The sequence below is a fragment of the Ammoniphilus sp. YIM 78166 genome (genome assembly GCF_004522215.1).
In the GTDB taxonomy this organism is placed as follows: domain Bacteria; phylum Bacillota; class Bacilli; order Aneurinibacillales; family RAOX-1; genus YIM-78166.
The window spans coordinates 227057-244420 of record NZ_SDLR01000006.1 but is presented as its reverse complement, the minus strand read 5'-3'; the positions used below and the strand labels follow the sequence as shown (position 1 = coordinate 244420).

Annotated in this window: 16 protein-coding genes; 15 read left to right on the top strand and 1 reads right to left on the bottom strand. The window is 47.6% G+C overall.

The genetic code is table 11. The features are described from left to right. The first annotated feature begins 178 nt into the window (after nucleotides 1-178). Nucleotides 179-1777, top strand: a complete 1599-nt coding sequence (locus EIZ58_RS25800) for a BCCT family transporter (protein WP_134703852.1) — start codon at nucleotides 179-181, stop codon at nucleotides 1775-1777. A 216-nt stretch (nucleotides 1778-1993) separates the two neighbouring features. Here the strand turns inward: EIZ58_RS25800 and EIZ58_RS33870 are convergent, their stop codons facing one another. Further along, on the bottom strand, nucleotides 1994-2194 hold the full coding sequence (locus tag EIZ58_RS33870) for a hypothetical protein (protein ID WP_167577976.1): 201 nt from the start codon (nucleotides 2192-2194) through the stop codon (nucleotides 1994-1996). Between the two features lie 223 nt (nucleotides 2195-2417). Between EIZ58_RS33870 and EIZ58_RS25795 the strand changes: the two genes are divergently transcribed. The 14 genes from EIZ58_RS25795 (at nucleotide 2418) to EIZ58_RS25725 (ending at nucleotide 17322) form a co-directional block, all read left to right on the top strand. Then, the gene (locus EIZ58_RS25795; RefSeq protein WP_134703851.1) at nucleotides 2418-3491 is read left to right on the top strand and encodes an aromatic ring-hydroxylating oxygenase subunit alpha; all 1074 of its coding nucleotides are present in this window, start codon (nucleotides 2418-2420) and stop codon (nucleotides 3489-3491) included. Between the two features lie 13 nt (nucleotides 3492-3504). After that, entirely contained in the window at nucleotides 3505-4926 is a 1422-nt protein-coding gene (locus EIZ58_RS25790; protein WP_134703850.1) for an aldehyde dehydrogenase family protein, read from the top strand. Nucleotides 4927-4944: 18 nt separating this feature from the next. After that, nucleotides 4945-6024, top strand: a complete 1080-nt coding sequence (locus tag EIZ58_RS25785) for a tartrate dehydrogenase (protein ID WP_134703849.1) — start codon at nucleotides 4945-4947, stop codon at nucleotides 6022-6024. A gap of 36 nt (nucleotides 6025-6060) precedes the next feature. Then, complete coding sequence (locus tag EIZ58_RS25780; protein WP_167577975.1) at nucleotides 6061-6621, top strand: DUF2179 domain-containing protein; 561 nt, start codon at nucleotides 6061-6063, stop codon at nucleotides 6619-6621. Between the two features lie 313 nt (nucleotides 6622-6934). Next, on the top strand, nucleotides 6935-8299 hold the full coding sequence (locus tag EIZ58_RS25775) for an FAD-dependent oxidoreductase (RefSeq protein ID WP_167577974.1): 1365 nt from the start codon (nucleotides 6935-6937) through the stop codon (nucleotides 8297-8299). A 23-nt stretch (nucleotides 8300-8322) separates the two neighbouring features. Beyond that, nucleotides 8323-9048 (top strand): GntR family transcriptional regulator, encoded by a 726-nt coding sequence (locus EIZ58_RS25770; RefSeq protein WP_134703846.1) that lies wholly within the window; start codon nucleotides 8323-8325, stop codon nucleotides 9046-9048. Then, nucleotides 9035-10096: a TRAP transporter substrate-binding protein gene (locus EIZ58_RS25765; RefSeq protein ID WP_134703845.1), complete on the top strand. Its 1062-nt coding sequence runs from the start codon at nucleotides 9035-9037 to the stop codon at nucleotides 10094-10096. The genes EIZ58_RS25770 and EIZ58_RS25765 overlap by 14 nt, the downstream gene beginning before the upstream one ends. Nucleotides 10097-10174: 78 nt before the next feature. After that, complete coding sequence (locus EIZ58_RS25760; protein ID WP_134703844.1) at nucleotides 10175-10753, top strand: TRAP transporter small permease; 579 nt, start codon at nucleotides 10175-10177, stop codon at nucleotides 10751-10753. A gap of 11 nt (nucleotides 10754-10764) precedes the next feature. After that, entirely contained in the window at nucleotides 10765-12048 is a 1284-nt protein-coding gene (locus EIZ58_RS25755) for a TRAP transporter large permease (protein WP_134703843.1), read from the top strand. A gap of 23 nt (nucleotides 12049-12071) precedes the next feature. Beyond that, entirely contained in the window at nucleotides 12072-13112 is a 1041-nt protein-coding gene (locus EIZ58_RS25750) for a hypothetical protein (protein ID WP_134703842.1), read from the top strand. Nucleotides 13113-13174: 62 nt separating this feature from the next. Next, nucleotides 13175-13720, top strand: coding sequence for a UGSC family (seleno)protein (locus EIZ58_RS35075; RefSeq protein WP_305034158.1), 546 nt, complete (start codon nucleotides 13175-13177; stop codon nucleotides 13718-13720). A 514-nt stretch (nucleotides 13721-14234) separates the two neighbouring features. Continuing rightward, a complete protein-coding gene (locus EIZ58_RS25735) occupies nucleotides 14235-15221 on the top strand; it encodes a zinc-dependent alcohol dehydrogenase (RefSeq protein WP_134703839.1) in 987 nt (328 codons plus the stop codon). A 14-nt stretch (nucleotides 15222-15235) separates the two neighbouring features. Further along, nucleotides 15236-16243 (top strand): Gfo/Idh/MocA family protein, encoded by a 1008-nt coding sequence (locus EIZ58_RS25730; protein WP_134703838.1) that lies wholly within the window; start codon nucleotides 15236-15238, stop codon nucleotides 16241-16243. Between the two features lie 23 nt (nucleotides 16244-16266). Next, nucleotides 16267-17322, top strand: a complete 1056-nt coding sequence (locus tag EIZ58_RS25725; RefSeq protein ID WP_134703837.1) for a TRAP transporter substrate-binding protein — start codon at nucleotides 16267-16269, stop codon at nucleotides 17320-17322. The last annotated feature ends 42 nt before the right edge of the window (nucleotides 17323-17364 follow it).

Below are 17364 nucleotides of genomic sequence, written 5' to 3'. Positions count from 1 at the left end.
AAAGGTGGAAATAGGGCGAATATGGACTGGCATGGTTATTGCTTAGTAATTTATTGTAAAGAAGGGAGGGTGTCTGGATGGAATTACCAGCCTGTAAAAAGTTTGAATAGAGGATATAATCGATATTGTCAGAGGTGAAAGCGCTTATAACAAACTGAAGAGGGAGGCAAAATGAAAAATGAAACCACCCAGGATTGATAAAGTCATTTTTTCATCCGCTGTCGCTATTATTGTTGTTCTTTCCGTACTGCTTTTGGCTGACCCGGAGCAAGGGAGCAAAGTGTTTGGAGATGCCTTATCTTCTATCACAGGGAAGTTTGGTACGTTATATTTATGGGGATGTGCAGCGGCATTCGGTTTGCTCATTTGGCTGGCTCTCAGCAAATATGGCCATGTCAAGCTGGGGGACGAGGATACTAAGCCTGAGTTTTCAACTGGAAGCTGGATTGCGATGCTTTTTACGGCGGGGATTGGTTCGGGGCTGATGTATTGGGGAACCATTGAATGGGCCTGGTACTATCTGTATCCACCTTATGGCGTCGAAGCAAGAAGTGTAGAGGCGGCGGACTGGGCCGCTACGTACGGGATGTTCCACTGGGGATTCACGGCCTGGGCGATTTATTGTCTTCCCGCTTTGCCCATTGCCTATGCGATGTACGTTCGTAAATATAAAAATGTACGCTTAAGTACAGCATGTGCAGGGGTCATTGGGGAAAAGCACGCGCAGGGGCTCGTCGGAAAGGTCATCGATGTCTTTTTCATGTTCGGCATCATTGGTGGTGTGGGAACGTCATTAGGACTAGCTACGCCGTTGATCTCTGAATCTCTTTCGACCATGTTTGGCGTGGAAAAGAGCCTGACATTGGACACCTTTATTATTCTTGCTTGGACGGTTATTTTTGGACTTAGCGTTTATTCTGGCCTGCAGAAAGGTCTCAAGATCTTGAGCGATATGAACGCCTGGCTGTTCTTGGCCATTGCCGTGTTCATCTTTGTTTTCGGGCCTACCGTCTTTATTCTATCTCGCTTTACCGACTCGGTTGGCCTTTTGCTTCAAAATTTCACTCGCATGAGCTTCTACACTGATTCCGTTGGGGGATCCGGGTTTTCGGAAGGGTGGACCATTTTCTATTGGGCTTGGTGGGTGGCCTATGCGCCGTTTATGGGGATCTTCGTCGCCCGCATCTCGAAAGGGAGAACGATTCGCCAGTTGATCGCCGCTGAACTAGTAGGAGGGACGCTCGGATGTTGGATCGCCTTCGCGGTATTGGGGAATACTTCAATGTCCCTTCAGTTGGCTTTCCAAAAGGATCCTTCGACGGGTGCTGATATTGCCGGCATTTTGGAAAAGAGCGGGGAGCCGGCCGCGATCGTGGCTACTTTTCAAGCTTTGCCTGGCGGTGTGATCTTGCTTGCTGCCTTTACCATCCTCACGCTGCTATTCTTAGCGACAACACTGGACTCTTCGGCGTATACGCTAGCCGATGCGGCTTCGAGGGATTTAGAAGATGGACAAGAACCGGCCAAGTGGCACCGTCTATTCTGGGCGGTTACTTTGGGGGCCATTGCGATTATCCTAATGTACGGAGGCGGATTGAAGGCGCTTCAAAATCTATCGGTCATTACCTCCTTCCCGCTCATTTTCGTCCTGGGTATCTCCACTTACTCCTTCATGAAGTGGCTAAAGGAAGACTATGCGGCGAAAGTATCGAGTGAGAGTGTGGATGTGAAGAAGGCCGCAAAATCAAATGCGAAAACGAAAAGCATGACCGGGTAGTTACCAAAAAGGGTGTCCTCATTGAGGGCATCCTTTTTTCCGTATAGGGGTGGATTCGGACGAGGCGGGGCTTTTGTTGGAGGAGGCTGTCTGAATGAGAGGGGATTCGGACAGGGTACGACCGCCCAATCCAGCTAGGGAAACGCCCAAAAGTAATGGCCGATCGCCCGAAAAGTGAGGTGGATCGCCCAATCACGATGCGATCGCCCAATCCAGCTAGGGAAACGCCCAAAAGTAATGGCCGATCGCCCGAAAAGTGAGGTGGATCGCCCAATCACGATGCGATCGCCCAATCCAGCTAGGGAAACGCCCAAAAGTAATGGCCGATCGCCCGAAAAGTGAGGTGGATCGCCCAATCACGATGCGATCGCCCAATCCAGCTAGGGAAACGCCCAAAAGTAATGGCCGATCGCCCAAAAAGTGAGGTGGATCGCCCAATCACGATACGATCGCCCAAGGTATACTCCCCGCCCGAGTCATTTTGATTCAAAATGAGTTAGTTTTAACTCATATTCACGTTTTAAACCTTGAAAACCTACTGAATCCCCACTAGAAAGCCTTTCCCAACATTGGCATTACTATTGCAATAGAACTAAGCAAGAAGTAAACATCAAAAGGAATTCATGGGAGGGACTTGATTATGCAAAACCTTACAACAGAACAAAAATATAAAACCATGCCTTATCGTTTATATACTGACCCGAAGGTGCTAGAAGAAGAGCAGGAAAAGATTTTTTCCAAAACGTGGCAATACGTCGGGCATATCAGCCAAGTGAAGAAGCCAGGGGATTATTTTACTTGTGAAGTGGCAGGCGAGCCCCTGGTGATCGTGTGCGGAAGAGATGAAGTCGTTCGCGCTTTCTATAATGTTTGTCCGCACCGGGCGACTAAGCTGGAGAAGAACCAGGAAGGCAATAAGAAGATCCTTCAATGCGGATATCATGGGTGGACGTTTAATTTGGACGGGTCGTTGCATAAAGCGCCTAATTTTAAGGATGTCGACTCGTTCTGTGAAGGGGATGCATGTCTTCGTACGGTTCGGTTAGAGATTCAAGCCTCTATGATTTTTGTTAATTTGGATGATCAAGCGTTGCCGCTTAGAGCAAGTTATGGAGATTTCTTTGCGTCGCTGGAGGATGTCCCCTTCTTGGGAGAATTGAAAAGGGTATGGGGTAAGCAAAGGGTGATTAAAGGAAATTGGAAGGCTTTTGTCGATAACTACTTGGAATGTGACCATTGCCCGATCGCGCATCCGAGTTTTGTTGCTACCCTGGATATGAGCCAATATAAGGTGATTGCTTGTGAAAACTATTCCGTTCAGGGCACCGTGGTTAAGCCGGATAAGAAATATGGAAGCGTGGAATTGAATAAGGCTGAATTCCAGGGCGGACGTTTTTACTGGTTATGGCCAAATCTGATGGTGACCATCTATCCGGGTTCCGGAAATATGTCTGTCATCCAGATGATTCCGATCGACCATGAGACGACTTTAGGCGTCTATCACGTCTTTTTCCGCGACGAGAATCTGACCCAAGAAGAGCAGGATCTACTGAAATTTATGGAGCAGGTCCGTGATGAAGATATTGAATTAGTGGAGCTGGCGCAAATTGGATTCCGTTCGAAGGCCTTCAAGAGAGGGGTATTGTCTCCGACGGAAAATGGGGTTTTGCAATTTCATGAAATGATTCAAGAAGTACTGGGAGTTCAGGAATAAGGAGCGTGCAGAGATGAAAAAGAGATTATTTATCAACGGAGAGTGGATGGAAGCCACAAAATACAGTCCCTTGCTGTCCCCTTTTACGCAGGAGGTAATCGCGGAAGTGCCATTGGCATCGGTTCAAGAGACTGAGATGGCGATCGAAGCGGCATATCGCGCTCGCGGAGTGATGGCGAAGATGCCAGCCCACCAAAGGGCTGCGATCCTGGAAAAGCTGGCCGAACTTATGGGGCAACGTGCTGAGGAAGCCGCGAGGATCATTGCTTTAGAAGCCGCGAAACCCCTGGCCACAGCCAGACTGGAGGTAGCTCGGACGGTTCAGACTTATAAATTTGCTGCGGAAGAGGCGAAGCGCATTCATGGGGAGACGATTCCCATGGATGCCGCACCAGGTGGCGAAGGGAGGCTAGCTTTTACGGTACGGGAACCGCTTGGGGTAATTGGAGCGATTACGCCTTTCAATTTCCCTATGAATTTGGTAGCGCATAAAGTAGGACCGGCGATTGCTGCGGGGAATACGATCGTCTTGAAGCCTGCCAATCAAACGCCTCTATCGGCGTTGTTCCTTGCTGAGTTACTAGAAGAAGCGGGGCTTCCTGCAGGGGTTTTGAATGTGGTGACCGGGGAAGGCAGTGTGGTCGGGGATAAACTGGTTACGGATGAGCGAGTCCACATGGTTACCTTTACCGGAAGTCCGGGGGTGGGCATTGGTATCCGTAACAAAGCTGGATTAAAGCGCGTGACCTTAGAGCTAGGTTCGAATGCGGCGGTGATCATCGACCAGGGCGTGAACATCGATAAGATTATCGCCCGTTGCGTAACGGGGGCTTTTTCCAACCAGGGTCAAGTGTGTATTTCGCTGCAGCGGATTTATGCTCATGAAGCGGTCTACGAGTCTTTTGTTGAAAAGTTTGTTCGAGCTACTGAACAACTGACATTAGGCGATCCGCTAGATCCTGAAACTGATGTTTCTGCCTTGATTTCACCTAAAGATGTACAGAGAACCTTGGCGTGGATCGAGGAGGCGAGGCAAGCCGGAGCCCATATCGCCGCCGGAGGCAAAGCGGAAGGGAATGTGCTTTATCCGACGGTGATTCTAGATGCCGAAACAAGCCTGAAGGTCTCGTGCCAGGAAGTGTTTGGCCCCATCGTGCTTATCAACAAAATCCAATCCGTCCAGGAAGGGATTGAAAAGGTCAATGATTCTCGATTTGGCCTGCAAGCGGGCATTTATACGGAGAATGTCCATACAGCACTCGATGCAGCTGAACAATTGCATGTCGGTGGTGTCCTGATTAATGATATACCGACCTTCCGTGTGGATCATATGCCTTATGGAGGCGTCAAGGAAAGCGGCACGGGACGCGAAGGGATTAAATATGCCATCGAAGAAATGACGGAGATGAAGCTGATTATTTGGAATCGGAACTAAAAGGAGAAGGCAGATAAGATGAAAACCTTTAAAATTGCGGTAATCGCAGGAGATGGCATTGGACCGGAAGTGATTCGCGAAGGAATCAAGGTATTGGAAAAGGTGGCGGAACGGAGCGGAGACTTTCGGTTTGAATTCACGCATTTTCCTTGGGGATGCGAATATTATGCGAAGCATGGCAAGATGATGGACGATGATGGCATGGAACAGCTGGCGTCCTTTGATGCGATTTATTTGGGAGCCGTAGGGTACCCGGGGGTCCCTGATCATATCTCCTTGTGGGATCTTTTGTTGAAGATACGAAAGGGATTTGACCAATATATCAATATACGCCCGATTACGCTATTGCAAGGTGCGCCTTGTCCTTTGAAGGATAGTCAACGGGAAGATATCGACATGCTGTTCATCCGTGAAAATTCGGAAGGCGAGTATGCCGGTGCGGGGGATTGGCTGTTCAAAGGGAAACCGGAGGAGGTCGTGCTGCAGACGGGGGTGTTTTCCCGAAAAGGGACGGAACGCGTGATTCGTTATGCTTTTGAAACGGCGAGGAAAATGAATAAATCTTTGACCAGCATTAGTAAAGGCAATGCGCTAAATTACTCGATGGTGTTCTGGGACCAGGTGTTTGAGGAGGTAAGCCGGGAGTATCCGGATGTCCAAACCTATTCCTATCTCGTCGATGCCGCCGCGATGTTTATGGTCAAGCAGCCGGAGCGGTTTGAGGTGGTGGTGACTTCGAATTTGTTTGGGGATATTCTGACCGACTTGGGTGCCGCGCTTGCCGGAGGGTTGGGTCTTGCTGCCGGGGCTAATATCAATCCGGAAAGGGAGTATCCTTCGATGTTTGAGCCGATCCATGGTTCAGCTCCGGATATTGCCGGGATGGGAATCGCGAATCCGCTAGCCGCCATCTGGTCAGCCAGCCAATTGCTTGAGTTTTTGGGGTACGAAGCCTATGCGCATTCGGTGATTGAGGCTATAGAGCAGCTTTTGACGGAAAAGGAAACCTTAACGCCCGATATGGATGGAACAGCCTCGACATCAGAGGTGGGGGATCGATTGGTGAAGATCATGGAGGAAACGTTGATCCCCGTATAACGGATGTTTTCGTTTTCGTAAAGGCTGGTAATGACGATGGCTGATTTAGTTCTTATTTTTTTACTGGAAGCACTTTTCGTTACGGTTATGACCTGCAGATGGATCATCTTGATCCGTGGAAGCCGCTATATCGCCTCGGTAATTAGCTTCTTTGAGCAAATCCTTCAAGTTATTGCCTTAGGCATGGTCATGGTTCAGCTGGATGATCCGTTGAGAATTGCTGCCTTTGCCCTTGGGTATGCTGTAGGCTCTTTGGCTGGAAGTGTAATCGAAGAGAGATTAGCGATTGGCTATACCATTTTCCAAATTGTTACCCACCCTTATATGAATCTTGCGCCAAAGCTAAGAGAGGCGGGACTCGGCGTTACCGTGTGGAGTGCAGCAGGACGAGAAGGAGAACGTGAAGTCCTCATGGTTGTCGTGCGAAGAAAGTGGGGCGTCAACGTGATGAAATGGGTGGAGGAGATCGACCCCAAGGCGTTTATCGTGCGATTAGATCCGCAAGCCTTTAAAGGTGGGTTTTTGCTGAAGTATATTAAAAAGAGTGCCTGTCACTCCCCCAATTTTGTCGACGAGAGAGAAAGGGCTGAATTCTAAGGACACGGAAATCCGACGTTTCCATCGAAACATGAAGTTATGCTCGCCTTCACGTTCACGGTTAAGATCAATGCAGATCACGGACATATGGTGGGCGTAGGGTTGAATAATCAATGACAATGTTTAATTAGCCGAACTTCCACCTCTGGGAGTTCGGCTTCTTCTTTTTCCTGCACGGCATCGACAAAATTCGGGGAGTGACAGGCACAATTAAAAGTATTTACAAAATTCTAAAATGGTAATATAATACATGTATACAAGCACACAAGAACACAAGCACACATGGATGCAAAAACAAAAGGAGGTTTTTCGAATGCAACATCTGGATTGTGAGGTTCTCGTTATTGGAGGCGGTGTCACGGGAATTGCGGCGGCTACAGCGGCTGCAAGAAGTGGAGTAAAGACTATCCTAATAGAAGCGAAGCCATTTGTGGGCGGCAATGCCACAACGGGACTTTGTCTCCATAACTACATAACTAAATTGGGTCGCCAGGTTGTTTTTGGCATGGCGCAGGAAATTGTCGACCGACTCATTAAGATGGGGGGAGCGGTTGGGCATATCCCGTATGGGGATTTTGTTCATTCCGTGACACCGGTAGATGGTGAACTGTTCCGAGTTCTTTCCACTCAATTGCTGGCAGAAGCGGGAGTGACGGTGCTTTATGGCACGAACGTAATCGGAGTTGAAGCCGAAGGCGGAAAAATCCAGAGCGTTCAACTAGGAGTAAAAGGAGGCGTGCGCACCGTTCGCGCGAAGACTTACATTGACGCTAGCGGAGATGCCGATGTCGCCGTAATGGCGGGGGCCAATTACCGCAAGGGGGATAAGGAGACAGGAAAAATGCAGCCTGTGTCCATGGTGCTCCGTTGTTTTGGAACGAACAACCAGGCGATTGCGGATGCGATTGCTGTTAGACAGCCTGCGATGGCAACAAGGGCTGACCATCCGGTACCTTTTCCTGTATACTTTAATGGAGCGTTTAGCCAATGGAATGATATCATCCGTGAGAATAACATTTTCCCGAATGAGGATCATAAAGTGTTTTTCAATACCGTTTGGCCCAATCACATTAATGTGAACACCTCTGCTGTGGTTGGCGTGGATGGTACGGACCCGCTTGCGTTATCCCGTGCGACGGTGGAATTAACCGATCAAATCTATCGAATTAGCCAATTTTTAAAAGATCATGTGCCTGGATTTGAAGATGCCTACTTTGTCCCTTCTGTCTTCGCAGGAGTGAGAGAAACGCGAAATATTGAAGGCTTATATGAAATCAATGATGAGGATGTCAATTCCGGACGCAAGTTTGAGGATACTATCGGGCAAATTTGTTTCCCTGTGGATATCCATGACCCGGATACGGGCCAAGCTTATTTCTACCAAATCGGGGATGATGGAGCGTTTGATATTCCGCTGCGTTCAATGATTCCGAAAGGCTTAAGCAATGTGTTGGTGGCAGGCAGATGTATTTCTGCGACTTCGTATGCGCACGGCGCAACGAGAAATATGGCACCTTGCCTGGTAATGGGAGAGGGAGCCGGAGTAGCAGCAGCTCTTGCTGTAAAAGATAATGTCGATATCCCTGAGCTGAATGTCCCTAAATTGCAAGAATGTTTAGAAGAGCGGGGCGTGTTTCTTGGGGATCGAGAGAGAAGAGTAAAGCAAGTTAATCGTTAAATATAAAAGTTGGGGGGACAACAATGGAAACCTACGCAGATATTATTGACCAAGACATTGATATGGAGGGGCTGACGGATATCCCCTCTTTTGTTCCTCTAAGAGAAGTTGTTTTTCAGGCCATAAGAAAAGCCATTCTTGATGGAAAGCTGAAGCCAGGGCAGCTGTTAAGCGAGAATAAAATTGCTGCCAAGCTTTCTGTAAGCCGCACTCCGGTTCGTGAAGCCTTGCGTACGCTGGAAACAGAAAATCTCGTAACCATGCTCCCGGGTCGCAAGGTCATTGTCTCGATTCCTACGATTCAAGATATTATTGAAATTTACGAGATTCGATTGATGGTAGAAACCGAAGGGCTCAAAGCGATCTCTCCCAACGATCATGAGATCATACAACACATGGAAAGTTGTCTAGCTCAATCGGAAGTATTTCTGGCAGATAACAATATCCAAGGGTTGCGGGAAATCAATACCCAATTTCACATGGTTATTGTTTCAGCTTTAAAAAATAGGCGCCTAAAGCAATTCTTGGATTCTCTTAACGATACGTTTTCGCTCTTTCGCTATTACTCCTTGATGGACCCGGAGTGGGCAGAAGCGGGGGTGGAGGAGCATCATCAAATTCTAGAAGCGCTGAAAGCGGGCAACCCAGAGGAAGCGGTTCGAATCCTGAGACACCATTTAAGTACAGCACAAGATATCCTGGTTTCTATGTTCTCTAAGAGGGGGATCCATAAAGATGAAGAAACATAGTAGAATGTTTAGTCTTGCTTTGGGGTCATTGCTAGTCATGAGTACGGTTCTTCTCGGTTGCGGCGGCAGTTCATCTTCAAACTCCGCGCCCGCCGGTGAAGGAACGTCTTCTGCTCCAACTGCGGAGGGTTCTGCAAAAAAAATCGTGTTCAAGCTGGCCCATGTTCAGCCAGAGAGTCATCCTTTTCATAAAGGGTCGGTAAAATTTGCAGAAGTATTAAAGGAAGTATCCGGAGGGCAGATGGAGGTTGAAGTTTTCTCCAGCGGTTCCCTAGGGAATGAAAGAGATTTACTAGAAGGGCTGCAAATGGGCTCAGTCGATGTCGTGACGACCACTTCTGCGCTGACGGGCAGGTTTAATCCAGAATATCAAGTGTTTAGCCTTCCTTTCCTGTTCGGAAGCTATGAGGATGCCTTTGCAGCGATGGATAATCCGGCTATTCAGGACAAACTTCATCCTCCGCTTATTCAAAAAGGAATTCGTCCCATTGCCTATTGGATCGGTGGAGCCCGAAGCTACTATGGAACAACCCCGGTGAATGGGATCGAAGATTTGAGGGGGAAGAAGGTCCGAACGCTAGAAGATCCTTATTATATCAAGACGTGGGAAGTTTTGGGAGCTACTCCGACACCGCTTCCGTTTGGAGAAGTGTATACAGGTTTGGAAACGAAACTCATTAATGGAGCAGAAGGAGCTATCAATACGTATCTCAACAGCAAATTTAACGAAGTTGCATCAAGTGTAGCCTTCATTAATTATGTGTACTCCGCTCAATTGCTGCACATGTCCGAAGCCACTTGGTCGAAGCTGAACAGCGAGCAACAGGGATGGGTAGAGCAGGCCGCTAAGGCTTCTGCTGAGTATGAGCGGCAATTAATTCTCGAGGAAGAAAAGAGCTTGGAGCAAAAATTGGCGGAATTAAACGTGACCGTTACTCATCCTCAAGCGGATGCCTTCCGTGAAGCGGTGACCCCGGTCTATGAGATGTTCAGGAAAGAGTTTGGCGAGGATGCATACAAACTAGTTGAAGAGATTAGAAAGCGTTAACAAGGACCCAATTCATCCAGCCTACGAAACGTCCCATAGGCTGGATGAAACCCATACTTTATACTAAAGGAGAAGAGGATGAAGGCGATTCAACTATTCAGTCATTGGACCGATCGAATCTGCAGATATATCATGATCATCTTCATGGCCGTAGCGTTTGTGTGTACTGTTTATCAGGTTTTTTCTCGATATGTATTGCAAAGTCCGTTGGTCATGGATACGTTATCAGGCGTGAATTTATCTCTATTAAATTTTCCCTGGCTGGAAGAGCTGATCCGATATTTATTCATCTGGATTGTATTCTTAGGGATAGGTGTTGTCTATAAATTAAAGGGACATGCGCAAGTGGAAATCATCATTAACTTTCTTCCGCTCATGTGGAAGCGACGTGTTGGCATAGTAGTGGAATTGCTTAACATGACGCTCTTTTCTGTTCTTTTTGTCAAAGGTTTAGCCATGATGAAGATCACAAGCGGCCAGTTATCTCCTTCCCTTGGCATGAATATGGGGTATATGTATACGGCGATTGTGGCTTGTTCGCTCATCTGCTTCATCCACTCGGTTTCTTTTTTGCTTCAGGATCTGACTGGAGGAAAGGTGAGAAAAAACGTGAAGGAAGAAGAGTCTCCTGCCGTTACGGCAGAGAATGTCGGGTAAAGGAGGACATCATGTTATTAGCCGTTTCCTCTATATTGTTTGCTCTTATGTTCCTTGGTGTTCCCATCGCCATCGCTCTGTCTTTAGCTGCTGTAGGGGGCCTGACATTCAGTGATGCGAACCTTCCCCTGACCGTCGTTGTCCAGCGGTACTTTACAGCCGTGGACTCGTTCCCATTGCTAGCTATTCCTTTTTTCATGCTCGCTGGAGAACTCATGATGGTTGGAACGATGGCTCAGCGCATTACCAATATGGCTTATGCCTGCGTGGGCTGGCTGCGGGGCGGATTGGCCCAAGTATCGACGTTGGCGTCGATGTTTTTTGCTGGAATATCCGGCTCAGGGGCAGCGGATACAGCCGCAGTCGGGAAAATGATGATCCCGGCGATGGAGAAAAAAGGATATGACAAGGGGTTTGCTGCTTCTACGGTTGCTACAGCCGGAACGATCGCAGTCGTCATCCCTCCCAGTATTCCTATGATCGTCTATGGGGTGACGGCAGGGGTATCCATCGGAGCTTTATTTACGGCCGGAATCATACCAGGAATTTTAATAGGATTATCCATTATGGCGTTAAATTACTATACCGCGCGGAAAAAGGGATATGACACCGAGGGCGGGAAATTTGAAATCATTACTTTTAGAAAAGCTCTTAAAGAAGGTATTTGGGCTCTATTTCTACCCATCATTATCATTGGAGGAATCCGTACAGGGATCTTTACTCCAACGGAATCGGCAGCAATTGCAGCCGCTTATGCGCTTATAATTGGAATGTTTGTGTATAAAGATCTGAAGATCAAACATCTTCCGCAAGTGCTTTTGCAGGCAGGAATCACGACGGCCATGGTCATTTTCATTATCGCAGCGGCGAATGTTTTCGGCTGGCTGCTGACAGCTGAACAGGTTCCTCAGAAATTAGCGGCTATGATCACGAATTTTACGGATAATAAGTATTTCATTTTACTGCTGATCAATATGGTGCTTTTTGTGACTGGGTGCTTTTTGAATGCCTCCGCGGCTATCACGATTCTCGCTCCGCTATTTCTGCCCCTGGTTACCGGTGTGGGGATCGATCCCGTATTCTTTGGACTCATCATGGTAGTCAACCTAGCCTTGGGCTTGATTACGCCGCCTGTAGGATTGGATCTCTTCATTGTACAAGGTATTGCGAATATCCCGCTTGATCAGCTCATTCGAGCCATTCTGCCGTTCATTTTGGTGTTAACAATTGATTTAATGCTGATTACGTATATTCCCCAAATATCGATGTGGCTGCCGAGCGTGCTAGGGCCGTAATAATCTATGAAGGAGTTGATAGAATGGCTAGATTTTCATCCAGATCTTTAGAATTCAACCATTCTTACGAAGTGGTGGATCACTTTTTTGAACAGGGCTGGACAGATGGGTTGCCGATTATTCCTCCTACGCCGGAGCGGGTACAGGCGATGCTAGACTATGTAAAGATGGAGCCTCATCATATAGTAGGCGGGATTCCTGAGAGAAACCGGTTCATTTCAGCTGAAAAGATAGCGATTAATGCGGTCATGGCCGGGTGTTTACCCACTTATATGCCTGTCGTTATGGCTGCAATGGAAGCGGTGCTCGATCCCCAATTTGGCGTTCACGGTCCAACTTCAAGTACAGGGGGGGCTTCCATCCTTCTCATTGTCAACGGTCCTATCATCCACCAAATTGGGATCAATACGGGAAAAAATCTCATGGCGGGAGGTCATCGCGCCAACGCTACAATTGGCCGGGCTATCGGGCTTATCCTGAAAAATGCAGGCGGCTCTTCTCAATTCGATCAAACGACCATCGGACACCCGGGCAAGATCAGTTTTTGCATTGGTGAAGCCGAAGGCGCGGAGTGGGAGCCCCTCCATGTTGAGAGAGGTTTTAAGCGAAGCCAGAGTACAGTCACTGCTTTTGCTTCCGAAGGACCCCACCAGATCAATAACCATGTTGCTCATTCTCCAGAAGGGCTTCTCCTGTCCGTAGCCGACGTCATGACAGACGTGGCGACGTTTCATATGCAAAGAAGCACGCAAAGTGTAGTTGTGTTTTGTCCTGAACATTTGGATACTTTATTGGAATATGGCTGGAATAAATCACAAGTCAGACAATTCCTTTTCGAACATGCCAGAAGAAAGAAATCCGATTATTACCGATTTGGTTTGCAGCTCCAACCAATTGGAGAAGCGGAAGACGAATGGATCTCTGCGGTTCCTTCTCCTGATGATCTATTATTATTGACTGGAGGCGGTCCTGCTGGCCGTTTTTCCTCTTTTATTCCGGGTTGGGGAAGTATCAGTCAAACCGTTGCAGTAACGAAGCAGATTCACTTGTCAGGATTTACCTGAAGCGATTGCTAATCGGGTCGTTGGCCCGGTAAGGACATAACTTCGATAAAGGAGGAAGAGGCATGAATACCAATGAAAAGATGGTTGTACTCGATCCTACAGAAGGACCTGTGGAAGCGGAGAATCATTTGGCCCCAAGACTTTCAGAAGTGGACGGAAAAAGGATTGTCTTTATCAATAATGGGAAAAGAAACTCAGAAGTTCTGCTGTCGGCATTAGCTGAAGAACTTAAAAGAAGACATCGCCTGGAGATCATTTGGATCGATAAGAAAAATCCTTCCTTGCCTTTCCCGGAGGCCATGCTTGAACAGCTCAGATCAAGCCATGGGGTCATAGCAGGTATTGGGGACTGAGGATCATGCAGTTCAAGCAGTGTGCTTGACGGAATATATTTGGAAAAGATCGGCATACCATCTGCCGCCATCTGTACCGATAAGTTTATGGAGCAGGGAAGGCTGGCTGCCCAGGTGCAAGGATTTAGTCGCTACCACATTGTGGAGGTATTTCACCCGATCGCAACAGCCCTTCCCGATGCATTGAACCAGGAAGCGAAAAGAATTGCGGATGAAGTACTGGCTGTTCTGACAGGGGATTGGTTCGATCTTTAAAATAAATAGGGATTTTGGTAGAAAGACATGAGAGAAGATGGATTAGGATGATCCACTTCATTTTAAAAAATGGTTGAGTTTTAACAGCGTCCTTTATACTAAGGACGCTGTTTGTTATCATGCGGGCACTATAAACCCTTGTTTTTCGCTGAACTACATAGAATAGCCTTTTGGGCATACTTCCTTCTTCTAGTTCTGTCCTAATAGTGGAGACAAGTGAAGCACTGAATCCACTAAACGGATTTGGTCATTTGATCGCATCGATTATTTTAGTTGTTATCACACTGCTGTCAATAGACAAAAAGTAAGACGTCCGTTATCGACAAAAATCGGGGAGTGACAGGCACTCTCTCCTCTCTCTCCTCTCTCTCCTCTCTCTATATGCAGATATGAAAAACCGAAGATCATATCTTTGGATGTAAGCGCATACCTATAGATTGAGGAGAGCGGGATGATCTCATTACGCTTAGCAAACTCATCAAATTCAAACGAATGAGGCAAGGGGGCTGCGAAGATGGAAACTAAATGCGTGCATATGCCAAAACCAGGTGATCTGCAACTAGTGTCTCGTAATCTATCGTTACAAGAGGATGAAGTGTTAGTGAAGACGGTTCAAAGCTCGATCTGTGATGCGGATTTAAGAGCGTGGAAAGGGCTATTTATTCCTAGTGATCTGCCGCCTACGTGCTTTCCCTGGATGGGACACGAAGGTGGAGGCGTCGTGGTAGAGGTAGGGAGTAAGGTAAGAGAGTTCCAAGTTGGCGATCAGGTAATGGTCTTCGGGCCGGATAATAGTATTTCCACCTATTTCAAGTCCAAGGTGCAGCATCTCCATAAAGTCCCCGAGGGTTTGGATATGAAGCTTGCTTGCTTAGGAGAACCGATTTGTGTCGGGATGTACGGAGTGTACCAAAGCGGCGTGGAGCTAGGAGATACGGTGGTTGTGGCGGGCTTGAATTTCCAAGGTCAAATGGCGGTAGAAGGCCTGAAGAAAAAAGGAGCGGAAACCTTAATCGCCCTGGATTATTCGGATGCCCATTTGGAGTTAGCGAAGCAACGGGGAGCAGATATCGTCATTAATACGCAAAAGGAGGATGCGAAGGAAGCGATTCTGGATTTGACCAAGGGCAAAGGGGTGGACGTCGCTTATCATTCTTGCGGCTATTGGAACCCTCACGCCGAGTCATACTTTGACCTATGCCTGGATGTGACAAGAGATGAAGGGATTTTCGTTTCCATTCCAGATATTATGGCACCGATTAACGTCAATGTGCACCGATTCCATCACCACTCCATACAGGCGAGATTTCCGGCTTTTATGCATCGGGGACCGGAGTTTAGAATGCGGTGGATTTCTCGCTTAATGAATCCGGTAGCCAAGGGGATGATTGACATTGATTCGTTGATTACGGGAAGCTATCCTCTGTCCCAAATCGAGGAAGCGATGAGGGATTTTAATGAGAATTTAGACCACATTAAGATACTTGTGATACCAGACTAAAAGGAGGGTGCGAAATGACAAATTCAAAAGTGAGAATTGCCGTAATTGGCTTAGGAAGGGTTTCCCGTACGCATATCGATGGCATTCGCTATTGGCCTGACCATTGTGAACTCGCTGCGGTCGTGGATGTGCAGGAAAACTTGGCGAAAGCATTTTCTGAAGAATACGGTGTCCCTTATTACCTCAGTGTGGATGAGGCCTTGAAGGATCCCCAGATCGATGCTGTCGTGATCTGCCTCCCTCATTCTTTGCATGCGCCGATCACCATAAAGGCCTGTGAGGCCGGGAAGCATGTACTGGTTGAAAAGGTCATGGCAAACACCGTGGCTGAGGGTCAAAGTATGGTGGATGCCGCCGAGAAGCACGGCGTTAACCTGATGGTAGCCCAGAGCCGACGTTTTTTCTTAGCCTTACAAGAGGCCAAGAAGCGGATTGGCGAAATTGGGAGAGTGAATAATCTCCTCTATACCTTTGCCTGTTATTTTGACGTAAATGTAGCGCCAAAATGGTGGCAGTCCAAAGAGGCAACCGGAGGTTTAGTTTATCCGATGCTGGGGTCACACAGTATCGACTTTACCCTTTGGATGTTAGAGGATCGCCGTCCGGTTTCCGTTTATGCCCAAGGCTGTTCCAATAATCCCGACTTTGAAGGGGATGACGATGTGACCATTGTCATTGGGTTTGAGGATGGCACGCATGCTACAAACTTCCTTTCCATAAATAACAGACCTTCGAGGCATGAGGGGCTCATTATCGGAAAAGAGGGTTCGATTTACTTTACCCAAACGGGGGATCATATTGGCTTTATCGGTACGGCGGAAACCGATCTCTACATCAAGGGAGATCTGGTCATGACAGGGGAACCGCTGCCCCACAATTTTGCCGTACAAATGAAGGAATTTGTTGATTCCATTCGGGAGCATCGGACACCCATGGCTTCCGGGCAAGAAATCCTCATGCAATTAAAGATCATTGACGCCGCCCAACGATCAGCCGCAGAGAAGCGAGTAATCCTGCTTTGACAGAAAATGAAGGAGGCCTTGAGATGAGATCTCTCATAGCAATCTTGATGAGCTTGGCCATCGTTATCACGGGATGCAGCAATTCCAATTCCACCCCATCTACCCAGCCTAGTCCTGGCAATTCTACTTCTCCGCCTGCACCTCCAACAGAAAAAATGGTCCTAAAATATGCCCACCCTAATGCACCAGATACCATTGTAGGAAGATTTGCCACAGGTTTAGCTGAACAGGTAGCCCAGCGAACAGAGGGACGAGTCGAAATTAAAGTTTATCCGAATTCTCAGCTTGGATCCGTTAATGAGATGATTGAAGGTGTTAAAGCGGGCACGATCGAAATGGGCCACAATGATTTTGCGGCGGTTGCCAAGGTATTTCCGGATCTGGCGGTGTTTAATGTTCCTTACCTGTATAAGGATGTAGAGCATGCCAGCAAAGCCATGAATCCGAACACCTCGGACGTTTTGCAGGAGCTGAATGAGAAGCTGGTGGCGGAAGCTAATATGAGGATTATTGGTTCCAATTATTACGGCTATCGACAGCTCACAGCGAATATTCCGGTGTATAAGCCAGATGATCTGGCAGGCAAAAAAATACGGGCCATTCCCCTTCCGCTCTGGATCACCATGGTCGAAGGCATGAAGGCAATACCCACTCCGGTAGATTTTTCCGAACTATCGACGGCTCTGGCTACAAGAGTGGTAGACGGACAGGAAAATCCACTGACTACGATTTTGAACAATCACTTCTATGAATCTCAAAACTATTTGATGATGACGAATCACATGCTCGCTTTTCTAGCGGTTCATATTAATGAGCAGAGCTGGCAGAAGATCGCACCAGGGGATCAGAAAATCATCGAAGAGGCCATTCAAGAGATGACGCAAAAAAGCATCGAGTGGGGACTGGAGGAAGAAAAGACGAATTTGGAGCAGCTGAAGGAGAAAGGAATGAACGTGATAACGGACGCGGAAGGACTGGATAATGCAGCCTTTGAGCAAGCCGTAAGTACAGAAGTACTGCGTAAATTCCCTGAATGGAATGACTACATTACTCGAATCAAGTCGCTGGCAGGAAACTAAGGCATAGGGCCAGATCGTTCTGGCCCTACTATTAACTAGAGG